The sequence below is a fragment of the Rhodococcus sp. 7Tela_A2 genome (assembly GCF_049311045.1).
In the GTDB taxonomy this organism is placed as follows: Bacteria; Actinomycetota; Actinomycetes; order Mycobacteriales; family Mycobacteriaceae; genus Rhodococcus.
This window is the reverse complement of the sequence record NZ_JAXION010000047.1, coordinates 18,845-30,395: the sequence shown is the minus strand read 5'-3', so window position 1 is coordinate 30,395 and position 11,551 is coordinate 18,845. Positions and strand designations below refer to the sequence as shown.

The 11,551-nt window shown below is 67.2% G+C and carries 11 protein-coding genes; 8 read left to right on the top strand and 3 right to left on the bottom strand.

All coding sequences use genetic code 11. The features are described 5' to 3' along the window. The first annotated feature begins 69 nt into the window (after positions 1 to 69). The 4 genes from TVH25_RS11040 to TVH25_RS11025 are packed head-to-tail and all read left to right on the top strand — an operon-like array spanning position 70 to position 4,143. Positions 70 to 1,032 (top strand): ABC transporter permease, encoded by a 963-nt coding sequence (locus TVH25_RS11040; RefSeq protein ID WP_422424149.1) that lies wholly within the window; start codon positions 70 to 72, stop codon positions 1,030 to 1,032. Then, positions 1,029 to 1,934 carry an ABC transporter permease gene (locus tag TVH25_RS11035; protein ID WP_296550864.1) on the top strand — a complete coding sequence of 302 codons (906 nt, stop codon included), beginning with the start codon at positions 1,029 to 1,031 and terminating at the stop codon, positions 1,932 to 1,934. The genes TVH25_RS11040 and TVH25_RS11035 overlap by 4 nt, the downstream gene beginning before the upstream one ends. Continuing rightward, a complete protein-coding gene (locus TVH25_RS11030; protein ID WP_296550865.1) occupies positions 1,931 to 3,058 on the top strand; it encodes an ABC transporter ATP-binding protein in 1,128 nt (375 codons plus the stop codon). The genes TVH25_RS11035 and TVH25_RS11030 overlap by 4 nt, the downstream gene beginning before the upstream one ends. After that, entirely contained in the window at positions 3,058 to 4,143 is a 1,086-nt protein-coding gene (locus tag TVH25_RS11025; protein ID WP_296550866.1) for an ABC transporter ATP-binding protein, read from the top strand. Before TVH25_RS11030 ends, TVH25_RS11025 begins: the two co-directional genes overlap by 1 nt. Here the strand turns inward: TVH25_RS11025 and TVH25_RS11020 are convergent. Beyond that, complete coding sequence (locus TVH25_RS11020; protein ID WP_367113049.1) at positions 4,104 to 4,880, bottom strand: SDR family NAD(P)-dependent oxidoreductase; 777 nt, start codon at positions 4,878 to 4,880, stop codon at positions 4,104 to 4,106. The genes TVH25_RS11025 and TVH25_RS11020 overlap by 40 nt on opposite strands. A 46-nt stretch (positions 4,881 to 4,926) precedes the next feature. Next, positions 4,927 to 6,444 (bottom strand): class I adenylate-forming enzyme family protein, encoded by a 1,518-nt coding sequence (locus TVH25_RS11015; RefSeq protein WP_422424148.1) that lies wholly within the window; start codon positions 6,442 to 6,444, stop codon positions 4,927 to 4,929. A 110-nt stretch (positions 6,445 to 6,554) separates the two neighbouring features. Between TVH25_RS11015 and TVH25_RS11010 the strand changes: the two genes are divergently transcribed. Genes TVH25_RS11010 through TVH25_RS11000 form a run of 3 tightly spaced genes read left to right on the top strand, consistent with a single transcriptional unit; the run spans position 6,555 to position 9,827 of the window. After that, positions 6,555 to 7,760 carry a CaiB/BaiF CoA transferase family protein gene (locus TVH25_RS11010; protein ID WP_422424146.1) on the top strand — a complete coding sequence of 402 codons (1,206 nt, stop codon included), beginning with the start codon at positions 6,555 to 6,557 and terminating at the stop codon, positions 7,758 to 7,760. After that, on the top strand, positions 7,757 to 9,028 hold the full coding sequence (locus TVH25_RS11005; RefSeq protein ID WP_422424145.1) for an acetyl-CoA hydrolase/transferase family protein: 1,272 nt from the start codon (positions 7,757 to 7,759) through the stop codon (positions 9,026 to 9,028). The genes TVH25_RS11010 and TVH25_RS11005 overlap by 4 nt, the downstream gene beginning before the upstream one ends. Before the next feature lie 16 nt (positions 9,029 to 9,044). Continuing rightward, positions 9,045 to 9,827 carry an enoyl-CoA hydratase/isomerase family protein gene (locus TVH25_RS11000; RefSeq protein WP_422424144.1) on the top strand — a complete coding sequence of 261 codons (783 nt, stop codon included), beginning with the start codon at positions 9,045 to 9,047 and terminating at the stop codon, positions 9,825 to 9,827. Between the two features lie 164 nt (positions 9,828 to 9,991). Here the strand turns inward: TVH25_RS11000 and TVH25_RS10995 are convergent, their stop codons facing one another. Further along, entirely contained in the window at positions 9,992 to 10,240 is a 249-nt protein-coding gene (locus tag TVH25_RS10995) for a DUF2631 domain-containing protein (protein ID WP_296550871.1), read from the bottom strand. Positions 10,241 to 10,425: 185 nt separating this feature from the next. Between TVH25_RS10995 and dxr the strand changes: the two genes are divergently transcribed. Then, the gene (gene dxr / locus TVH25_RS10990) at positions 10,426 to 11,547 is read left to right on the top strand and encodes a 1-deoxy-D-xylulose-5-phosphate reductoisomerase (protein WP_378528294.1); all 1,122 of its coding nucleotides are present in this window, start codon (positions 10,426 to 10,428) and stop codon (positions 11,545 to 11,547) included. The last annotated feature ends 4 nt before the right edge of the window (positions 11,548 to 11,551 follow it).

Genomic DNA, 11,551 nt, shown 5'->3' with positions numbered 1-11,551 from the left:
GGGCACGGCCGTGATCTACGGCCGCGCCCGCCGCGACTCGGCACACCGAACGAACGGGGTTGATCGAGCGTGGGCGTCATCGTCAGACGAAGTGCTGTACCGATAGGGAACTTCCTGCTGCTGATCTGGATGGTCAGTGTGGCGGTGTTCCTGCTGCTGGAATTGATCCCCGGCGATCCGGTCGACAGTCTGGTTCCACCGGGTGCGAGCGACGAGATGCGCGACATCGCCCGCGCGAGTTACGGTCTCGACGATCCGCTCATGGAGCGGTACCTCTCGTGGATCGGTGGTGTGCTCCAGGGCGATTTCGGGCGCTCGTTCACCACCCAGACGGATGTGCTCGCCTCGATCGCCGAACGTGCTCCGGTATCGCTGGAACTCGCGATCCTGTCCATGTTCGTCGCGCTCGCGGTGTCGATCCCCGTCGGTGTCTGGTCGGCCTACCGCCCCGGGGGCCGTCTGGACCGGGTCGCAACGGCGTTGACCTCTGCGACACTGGCCGTGCCGTCCTTCGTACTCGGCATCCTCCTCGTGTTCGTCTTCGGCGTGCAACTCGGTCTGCTCCCGACACTCGGCTGGGTGCCGTTCTCCGAGGATCCCGTCGAGCACCTCTCGCACATCGCCCTTCCGGTCCTGACCTTGGCTGCGGGTGAATGTGTGTTGTTCACGAGGCTTCTCAAAGGCGACATGATGGCGACTCTGCAACAGGATCACGTCCTCTCGGCGCGCGCCCGGGGATTGCCCACGTCGCGGATCCTCGTCCGGCACGCGCTGCGGCAGTCGTCCTTCTCGCTCGTCACCGTGTCCGGTGTGGTGATCGGCCGGCTCATCGGGGGCACGGTGATCGTGGAACTGATCTTCTCCCTGCCGGGGATGGGCAGCCTCGTCGTCAACTCGATTCTCTCGCGCGACTTCATCGTGGTGCAGGCGGTCGTGCTGCTCAGCGCGTTGCTCTACCTGTCCATCAATACCGTCGTCGACCTGGCCTACCCGCTGCTCGACCCGAGAGTACGGAAGGTGAGTGCCTCGTGACCGATGTCATCCGGCAGGAGAGTACCGGCACCGCGACGGAACATCTCCCGCCGACCGAAGTCCCTCCCGTTCCCCGGAAGGCCGCGCGCAGACGGGGACGCGATTACGGCGCGGTACTCGGTGCGGTGTGGATCGCTGCCGTGGTCGTCGCCGCTCTGGTCGCGGATTGGCTCCCGATGCCCGACCCCAACGAGATCACCGACGACTTCAGCGCCCCACCTTCGTGGGGATCGCACCTGCTGGGAACCGATTCGCTGGGACGAGACATCTTGTCGCGGTGCATCCACGGTGCCAGGGTGTCGATGGCGGTCGCGATCGGCGGTACCGCTATCGCGATGATCATCGGGGTCGCGGCGGGCATGGTCGCCGGTTATTTCCGTGGAGTGACGGACCGCATCGTGTCGCTTCTCGTCAACTTCCTGCTGTCCTTCCCGGCCCTGATCTTCCTCATCGCGCTGGTGGCCGCTCTCGGTCCGGGCCTGCCGACATTGGTCCTCGGCCTCGCGTTGCTGGGCATCCCGAACTTCGCACGGGTGGCGCGAGCCAACACCATGGCGTTCGCGGAACGTGAATTCGTCATCGCGGCGAAGGCCCTCGGTGCCGGACCGTGGCGTGTGCTGCTGCGGGAGCTACTCGCCAACGTGATGCTTCCGGTCATGTCGCTTGCTCTGGTGGTGATGGCCACTCTCGTGGTCGCAGAAGGCAGCTTGAGCTTCCTGGGACTGGGGGTGCCGCCACCGACGCCGAGCTGGGGCGGGATGCTCGCCGCGGGACGTGAATCACTCAGGGAATACCCGCATCTCGTGCTAATTCCGTCGTTGTTCTTCTTCTTGACCGTGTACTCGTTCAACAAGCTCGGCGACTGGATGCGGGGCCGGATAGGTAGGGAGTCCTCCATATGACCGAGGTAGGGGAGATGACGGCGGACGCCGCCGTCGAGAATCCGGGCGCCGCGTCATCCCGCGGTGCGCTGCTCGAGGTGCGCGGGCTGCGGGTGTGGTTCGATACGCCGCGAGGTCAGGTCAGGGCCGTCGACGGCGTGGACCTGCGCGTCGAAGCGGGACGGACCCTCGGCATCGTCGGCGAGTCGGGTTCCGGAAAATCGGTGCTCTCACGCGCGGTCATGAAGATCCTGGCTCCCAGCGCGCGAGTCCTGCCGGGCAGCGAAATCCTGCTCGACGGCGTCGACCTCGCCACGGTCTCGCCGAAGCGGAACAAGCACCTGTGGGGCGTGGATCTGGCGATGGTCTTCCAGGACCCGATGACCTCACTGACACCGGTCCTCACCATCGGACAGCAACTCACGGAGACACTGCGTTTCCACCTCGGCCTCGACCGCCGGGCAGCGAAGACCGAGGCGATCCGGTTGCTGACGCAAGTCGGCATCCCGGAGCCGGCCACGCGGTTCGGCCGGTATCCGCACCACCTGTCGGGGGGAATGCGGCAGCGGGTGACGATCGCACTGGCAATCGCGTGCTCACCGAAGTTGCTCATCGCCGACGAACCCACCACCGCGCTCGACGTCACCGTGCAGCAACAGATCCTCGATCTGCTCGGCGATCTACAGGCGACGACCGATATGGGCATGATTCTCATCACGCACGATCTCGGAGTCGTGGCAGGACGCACGGATTCCATCGCCGTCATGTATGCGGGAAAGGTCGTCGAGACCGGCCCGACGCGACAGTTGTTCTCCCACATGCGCCACCCCTACACCCGGGCGTTGATGGACGCGATCCCGCGTCTCGGCGATCCGAGCCACACCCGACTGCCGTCCATCCCCGGGCGGCCGCCCACCGTCATCGACCCGCCCGCGGGGTGCAGCTTCGCGCCGAGATGCCCGTCGGCGCAGGCCCGGTGCCTGGTGGACACGCCCCGGCTCGAGGCCGCAGACGACTCACCGCAGCATTCCGCCGCCTGTTTCTATCCACTGGGCACGCCTGCCGGTGACACCGCACGAGAAGCCAACGCCTCCGCCGGTGTGACGGCGGCCGGGACCCGAATCGATTCCAGGGACGTGATCTGATGGCCGGCAGTGGAACTGCGCATCTGCGGGACGACCAGGACGTGGTGCTCAGCGTCCGGAACCTCACCGTCGAATATGCAGGCAAGGGCAACGAGCGGGTCTTCGCGGTCTCGGACGTGAGCTTCGACGCCAGACGAGGAGAGACAGTCGGCCTGGTCGGGGAATCGGGATGCGGTAAGTCGAGCGTGGCGAAGGCGATCCTGCAACTTCCGCCTCCCACATCGGGTTCGGTGGTCGTGGACGGATCCGAGATCGTCGGTCTCAGAGGCTCCGCACTTCGTGCGCACCGCCGGAAGCTGCAGATGATCTTCCAGGATCCGATTTCCTCTCTCAACCCGATGCGCAAGGTCAAGGACATCGTGGCCGAAGGCTTGCGGATCCAGGGCGGCGCGCCGGCAGAGGAAATCGAGTCTCGCACCCGGGCGATGATCGAACGTGTGGGTCTCGACCCGGATACGGCGTCGGATCGGCTGCCCCACGAATTCTCCGGAGGACAGTGCCAGCGCATCTCGATCGCGCGGGCGATGGTTCTCGATCCCGAACTCGTGATCTGCGACGAGCCGGTATCCGCGCTCGACGTGTCCGTGCAGGCCCAGATCATCAACCTGCTCGAAGACATGAAGACCCGGTACAAGCTCACTCTCGTCTTCATCGCGCACGACCTCGCGGTGGTGAAGAACGTGAGCGACCGTGTCGTGGTGATGTATCTCGGCAAGGTGTGTGAGGTCGCAGCGTCCGACGAACTGTTCAGCGCACCCGCGCATCCGTACACGCGCGCTCTGATCAGCGCCGTTCCCGAACCCGATCCCGAGGCGCCGGTGCAACGCACGGCACCGGCCGGAGATATCCCGTCACCTGTCGATCCGCCGAGTGGATGCCGGTTCCGCACCAGGTGCCCGTCGGCCCGGGACACGTGCGCCGCCGAGGAACCGTCGATTCGCGAGATACGTCCGGGCCATTTCGTGGCATGCCATTACCCGGAGGGCGTCTCGTCGGAGACCGACTGTGCCGCGGGGGTCGGCGTCGCTGCCGGACAGCGGGAAGATCAGCGCGCCGTCCACCCGCCGTCCACGACGACGGTCTGACCGGTGACGTAACTACCGGCGTCACCGGCGAGCCACACGATCGCGCCGACGATGTCGTCGGCGGTTCCGTCCTTCGGGAGCGGAGTGTTTCTCCGCAGGTATTCGGAGGCGCGTTCACTGTCGTAGAGCGGCCCGGTGATTTCGCTGCGAAAGAAGCCGGGCGCCACCGTGTTCACCCGGATCGAGTGTCGCGCCCACTGGACGGCGAGCTCGGCCGTCAGACCGGACAGCCCGAGTTTGCTTGCCGCGTAAGAAGCCTGGGGGATACCCGGGACGCCGACTCGTCCACTGATGGACGAGACGTTCACGATGGAGCCGCGTCCGGCAGCGCGCATGTGCGGGAACACGTCCTGTGCGAGGCGGAACGGCGCCAGCAGGTTGAGGTCGAGGGTACGGCGCATCGCGTCGAGCGGTTCCGACTCGGCCCGCTCCTCCGTGAACATGCTTCCGGCTGCATTCACGAGGATTTCGGGGGGTCCGAGTTTCTCGGCCACGGCCGGCACGACTTGTCCGATCGCGTCGAGATCGGTCAGGTCGGCGGCCACCGCGAAGCCGCCGATCCGTTCGGCGAGTTCTTCGAGACGGTCTTTCCGGCGGGCCACGACGGCAACCTCGGCGCCCAGTCCCGCGAGGGTTTCCGCGACGGTCGCGCCGAGTCCGGAGGACGCGCCGGTCACGATCGCGACCCGGCCTTCCAGGCCGAACATTCGTGTGACGATCTCGCTGTTCAACGCCACGGGGCGCTCCTCGGGTTCGGGGGTGGATCGATGTACGAGCAGAGTGTCACGTCCGGTCCGGCGCGGGCCGCCGGTGTGCGTGGACGAGTTCGCACAACCCGGCGCGCTGGATCTTGCCCATGGCGTTGACGGGCAGGCAGTCGATCCGGCTCCAGATCTCGGGGACCTTGTACGGGGAGAGTTCACTTCGGCACAACTCGGTGAGCGCGTCGAAATCCGGTTGTTCTGAGGAACTTTCGATGACCGCGGCGACACGCTGGCCGAGCCGGTCGTCCGGCACCGGGTATACCGCGACCTTCGTGACGTCGGGATGGGTGGCGATGACGCGCTCGACCTCGAGCGGGTAGACGTTCGCTCCGCCGCGGATGATGACGAGTTTCTTACGGTCGACGACGGTGAGCCAGCCGTCGGCGTCCACGGTCCCGATGTCGCCGGTCGGGACGGTTCCGGGTTCCGGCGGCCGGATGTTCCCGTCCTCGAGGTAACCGAGCATCGGCGTCCATGCGTGTGCCCAGTGTCCGGTTGTTGCGCCGGTCAGCCGCAGTTCACCCGGCTCACCGGGAGGAAGGCGGCGACCGCCGTCGTCGTACGCGGCGACGTCGTACTGGGGCAGTACCTGTCCGCTCGTTCCGGGTCGCCATGCGGTGCCGGGTGGGTCGATGGACACGACGGTGGGTGCTTCCGTCAGACCGTAGGTGACGCGCGGTATCAGGCCGTGTGCGTCGGCGAAGGATCGGCGCAGGCCGTCGGGGGTGTCGCTGCCGCCGCTCCACACCTCGCGCAGCGAACCGAGATCCAGGTCGGGTCGCGCGGCGAGATCGTAGAGCTGGGCCGGGGCGCCGTTCCATACGGTGACGCGGCGGGAAGAGATCCAGTGTGCGACACCCTCGAGGTCGCGCCGGTTCATGATCACGGCGCACCCGCCCGCCTGTGCGGTGAGCAGGGTGGAGAGCACCATGAGATTGAGAATCGTCAGCGGGAAGCTGTCTCCCTTGCGAAGTTCCCGGCCCCAGCCCCGGGTGGCGACCAGCACTGCTCCGGGCAAGAGAAGGTTGCGCTGGCTGTGCACGACGGCTTTCGGCGTCCCGGAAGTCCCGCTGGTGAAGGCGATTCCGGCGGGCTGATCGAGATCGTGGGTGAGGGGCGGGCACTCGTGGCCGGCCGCAAGTAGTGCGGCCCAGCAATCGGGGCCGACACACCGCGACCCACCGGCCTTGTACTGGGGTCCGGCGAGCACCACGGCCGGCGCGCAGATGTCGTGCAGGTTCTGTTGCTCTGCGGCGGAGAGTGCTTCGCCGATCCCGGCCCAGACCGCGCCGACGCGTTGTGCTCCGTGGAAGGCCGCGACGATGTCGAGGTCGTTGGGCAGGCACGCTGCCACCCGGTCGCCGGGCCGGACACCGAGTGTCCACAATGCCCCTGCGGCGCGTCGGGCCTGGTCGTCGAGTTGGGCGTACGACCACACTCCCGAGGCGGCCTCGATCGCCGGTGCGTCCGGGTGGGACGAAAGGGCGGAGTCGAGCACCGTGTCGATCGTGCCCGAGAGGGCGCTGGTTCTGTCCACCACCCAGTCATACCACTATCCTTGTAAAGATTCATCTGATAGTTTTGCGCCGTTCCCGGAAGGCCCGCGCGCCGGGGAATCCGACCCGACGCAGCAGCGAGGTTCTGTCGATGAAACACCGAGGTCCCCTGTCAGGAGTGCGAGTCGTCGACCTGACGGCGATGGTGATGGGTCCGTACTGCACCCAGATCATGGCCGACATGGGGGCGGACGTGGTCAAGATCGAACCCCCCGCGGGCGACAACACCCGCTACATCTCGGTGGGCCCCGAGACCGGGATGGGCGGTGTCTTCGTCAACGTCAACCGCGGCAAACGCAGCGTCGTACTGGATCTGCGCACCGACGAGGGCGCGTCGACGCTCCGGGAGTTGATCGCCGACGCCGATGTGTTCATCCACTCGATGCGTGCGACGGCCGTAGCGGGTCTCGGATTCGGATACGACGATGTCGCGGCACTCAACCCGTCGATCGTCTACACCAACTGTTACGGATACGGGCGCGGCGGACCCGACTCGAACCTCACGGCCTACGACGACACGATCCAGGCGGAATGCGGCTTGCCGTCGGTGCAAGAGCAGTTGACCGGTGAGGCGGGGTACGTGGGCACGATCATCGCCGACAAGGTCGCCGGGATGACAGCGCTCTACGCCACGATGATGGCCCTTTTCCATCGTGAACGGACAGGGGAGGGGCAGGAAGTCGAAGTAGCCATGTTCGAAACCATGGCGGCCTTCATGCTCGTCGAACACGGCAACGGCGCGATGTTCACACCGCCGCTGGGCCCGGCTGTCTACCCGCGCGTCGTCGCACGGAACCGAAAGCCGTACCGCACCAAGGATGGCCGGATCTCGGCGCTCGTCTACAACGACAAGCAATGGGCGGCATTCGTCGACGCCGTGAAACCGGAATGGGCCGGCGAACACTTCGCGACTCTCGAACAGCGGGCGCGTCGGATCGACGAGGTCTACGAACTTCTCGGCACGACGTTCGAGGAGCGCACGACGCAGGAATGGCTCGATCTCCTGCGGTCTCGTGATATCCCCGCCGCTCCGGTGCGAACGCTGGACGAACTGTTCGACAATCCGCATCTCGAACAGACCGGCTTCTTCGACGACGTCGACTCTCCGTACGGGCCGGTCCGCTATCCCGGGCCGCCCACCTGGTTCTCGCGTACACCCGGACGCATCGCGGGACCGGCGCCCCGGCTCGGCGCCGACACCGCCGACGTCCTCGAGCAACTCCGGCGTGCCGCCGAACCCTGTTCGCGTGCAGGCGATTCCGACTCGAACGGCGCCCGCGGAACGGAAGGCACATGACACAGGTCCGTACCGACGCGGCCATCGATGTTCGCGAATTCCTCCGCCCGGGCGATCACATCGTCGTCGGCCAGGCGTGCGGTGAACCGTCGAGCGTGCTCGAAGCGCTGATTGCGCAAGGCCGCGACGTCGGCGATCTGACGGTGTTCGTCGCGACCAGTTTCTCGGGAATCTTCACCCCCGAATCGGCCGAGAGTTTTGCGCTGTCCAGTATGGGCGCCATCGGCGCCCTGAGGTCGATGAGCAAGGCGCACCGCCTCGACGTGATTCCGTGCCACGTCAGTCAGGTCGGCCCGATGATCGAGGCGGGAATCATCGGTTGCGACGTGGCATTCGTTCAGGTCGGTCCCGCCGACGGCGAGGGCAACCACAGTTACGGTCTTGTCAGCGACTATGTGCAGGCCGCCGTCGCGCGGGCGCGGGTAGTGGTCGCCGAGGTCAACGATCAGGTGCCGTTCACCTTCGGCGAGATGCTCCCGGAGTCGAGAATCGATTACGCGGTACACGTCTCGCGCCCACCTGTGCAGGTGCCGCCGGGACGGATCGGCGAGACCGACGAAGCGATCGCCCGGCACGCCGCCGAGTACATCGGTGACGGCGCGGTCCTGCAGATGGGGGTCGGCGCCGTCCCGGACGCCGTCCTGCGCCTGCTCTCCGACCGCAGGGATCTCGGGGTGCACTCCGGCATGCTGGGCGACGGCCTCGTCGCCCTCGGCGAGTCCGGCGCCCTGTCCACCCCCCGCAAGAAGCTCGACCGGGGGGTGTCGATCACCGGCGCCCTGATCGGCACCGATCGGCTCTACGGATTCGCGCACCGAAACCGGGAGATCCGGATGTGCACGACCTCGTACACCCACGACGCCGGCGTGCTGGCGCAACTGGAGAACCTGGTGACGATCAACTCCGCAATGGAGGTCGACCTGACCGGGCAGGTCAACGCGGAACAGAGCGGGTCCGCGTACCTGGGCGGCACGGGTGGGCAGGTGGATTTCGTGCGTGCGGGCGCACGTTCGCCGGGAGGCCACGCCATCATGGCGCTGCCGGCGACCGCGAAGAACGGCACCGTCAGCCGGATCACCGCCGCGCTCTCGGGCCCGGTCACCACCGCGAGAAGTGAGGTGGACGTGGTCGTCACCGAATTCGGAGCCGCAGAACTGCGTGGACGAACGCTGGCCGAACGAAGCAGACGGCTGATCGCCATCGCCCACCCCGACTTCCGCGACGCGCTCGACCGTGAGGCACACGTGATCCGACAGAGAGGTTTCTGATGAGCCGAGTTGTCCGATGACCGGGGATCCGACGAACGACGCGGTGTTGTTCGATGCCCGGGACGACGGCATCGCCGTCATCACGCTGAACCGGCCGGAGACGCGCAACTGTCTCACCGCGGAGGTGCGCGCGGGCTTGTACGCCGCATGGGACAGCTTCGAGAACGATCCCGGCCTGCGGGTCGCCGTCCTCACCGCGGCAGGGGACAAGGCGTTCTGTGCGGGCGGCGACCTCAAGGAGATGGTCGAGACGGGCATGACGGTTCCGCCCCGCACGCTGATACCGGTCCCGTACGACACGGTCGAACTGTCGAAACCCACGATCGCGGCCGTCAACGGGGCCGCGTTCGCCGGGGGCTGGCTGATCGCGCAATCGTGCGACCTGTGTGTGGCGAGTACCGGTGCGACGTTCGCGGTGACGGAAGTGAAGGTGGGCAGGAGCTCACCGTGGGCTTCTCCACTGATCCACATGATCCCGCAGCGGATCATGATGGAGATCCTCCTGACCGGAAAACCGATCACCGCGCAGCGGGCGTACGAGATCGGATTGGTCAACAGGCTCGCCGAGCCCGGAGACCTCCTCGCGACGGCACTCGGCCTGGCGGGTGAGATCCTCGCCGGCGCACCCCTGTCGGTTCGTGCGGCGCGGGAGACCGTGATGCTCTCGACGGAGATGGGACGCTCGGCCGCGCTGGTCGCTGCCCGGCACGCGTCCGAGCATTGCTACAACAGCGAGGACGCGCAGGAAGGGCCGAGGGCGTTCGCGGCCAAACGTGCGCCCCAGTGGCGGGGCCACTGATTCAGTGCAGTGGCGGGGCCGCTGATTCAGTGCGGTCGCGGGGCCACTGATTCTGTGCCGGGGCGGGGCCGCTGATTCCGCGCAGGGGCGGGCGAGGCGGGGACCACGACGGCGTGGGCCCGCCCGGATCACTCCGGGGGGGCCCTGCTGTTCGACCAGTGGTGTTACCGCATGCGACGGCGACTGACGATGTCGCGGACGAGGATGAACACGATCACCGCAGCGAAACCGATGAGGTAGAGGTCCTCGACGCGGCCGGTGTGGTTGCCGATCATCATCAGGAGGAGGAACGCGGCGAAAATCCAGCCTGCGGCACGGAACGCGCGCGGTGCTTCACCACTCCAGCCCCACTCCGCCGAGGGCACCTCCGCCACCGTTCTGTCATGAATGGACTCCAGCTCGGTACCGGCCACCGTTTCCTCCTGCTTGCCAGTTGGTCCTGTTGCCGCTAATCGTGACATACGACCGCCCGTCGTATGAAGTGGGGGCGCTCTCACGGCAAGTCCGGTACGACCCGTGACCACCGGTTCATGACGTGGACACCGCCGTCGGGAACAATGCATCCGTGGCCGAAGCAGAGAACTCCTCCCGTACACGCGTGCTGCTGCTGGGCAGCACCGGCTCCATCGGGACCCAAGCGCTCCAGGTGATCGACGCGAACCCCGACAAGTTCGAGGTGGTCGGCCTCGCCGCGGGCGGTGGCAACATCGACCTGCTGGCGGAGCAGATCCGTCTGTTCGGTGTCTCCGAGGTCGCGGTCGCCGACCCCGCCGCCGCGTCGCGCCTCGACCGTCCGGTGCGCAGCGGCCCCGACGCGGTGACCGCGCTCGTGCGGGAGGTGGAAGCCGACGTGGTGCTCAACGGGCTCGTCGGCTCGCTCGGGCTCGCGCCGACCCTCGCGGCTCTCGAGACCGGGGCGCGCCTCGCGCTGGCGAACAAGGAATCGCTCGTCGCCGGTGGTGCGCTCGTGACGGCAGCGGCCGCTCCGGGCCAGATCGTGCCGGTCGATTCCGAGCATTCGGCGATGGCGCAGTGCCTGCGCGGCGGCACTGCCGACGAGGTGGCCCGTCTGGTGCTCACCGCGTCGGGTGGGCCGTTCCGGGGCTGGACGGCAGATCGTCTCGAGTCGGTCACACCCGAGCAGGCCGGCGCCCATCCGACGTGGTCGATGGGCCCGATGAACACCCTCAATTCCGCGACGCTCGTGAACAAGGGGCTCGAACTCATCGAGGCGCACCTGCTGTTCGGTATCGCCTACGACCGGATCGACGTCACCGTCCATCCGCAATCGATCGTGCATTCCATGGTGACCTTCACCGACGGGTCCACGCTCGCCCAGGCCTCGCCGCCGTCGATGACTCTGCCGATCGCGCTCGCGCTCGGCTGGCCGCACCGTGTCGCGGAGGCGGCTCCGGCGCTCGATTTCTCGACGGCGTCGACATGGGAGTTCGAGCCGCTCGACAACGCGGTGTTCCCTGCTGTGGAACTCGCACGCGCCGCAGGAAGCCGCGGCGGCTGCCTGACCGCCGTGTACAACGCGGCGAACGAGATCGCCGCCGAGGCGTTCCTCGCGGGACGGCTCTCGTTCCCCCGGATCGTGCAGACCGTCGAGGCCGTGCTGGACGACGCCGACGAGTGGTCGGCGCAACCCAGTACCGTGGACGATGTGCTCGCAGCCGACGGCTGGGCCCGCAGCCGGGCGCGCACACTCGTCGACTAGGAGG

Coding starts and splice junctions, on each gene's coding strand:
- TVH25_RS11030 (WP_296550865.1), top strand. CDS start 1,931: ATGACCGAGGTAGGGGAGATGACGGCGGACGCCGCCGTCGAGAATCCG.
- TVH25_RS11005 (WP_422424145.1), top strand. CDS start 7,757: ATGACACAGGTCCGTACCGACGCGGCCATCGATGTTCGCGAATTCCTC.
- TVH25_RS11000 (WP_422424144.1), top strand. CDS start 9,045: ATGACCGGGGATCCGACGAACGACGCGGTGTTGTTCGATGCCCGGGAC.
- TVH25_RS11010 (WP_422424146.1), top strand. CDS start 6,555: ATGAAACACCGAGGTCCCCTGTCAGGAGTGCGAGTCGTCGACCTGACG.
- TVH25_RS11025 (WP_296550866.1), top strand. CDS start 3,058: ATGGCCGGCAGTGGAACTGCGCATCTGCGGGACGACCAGGACGTGGTG.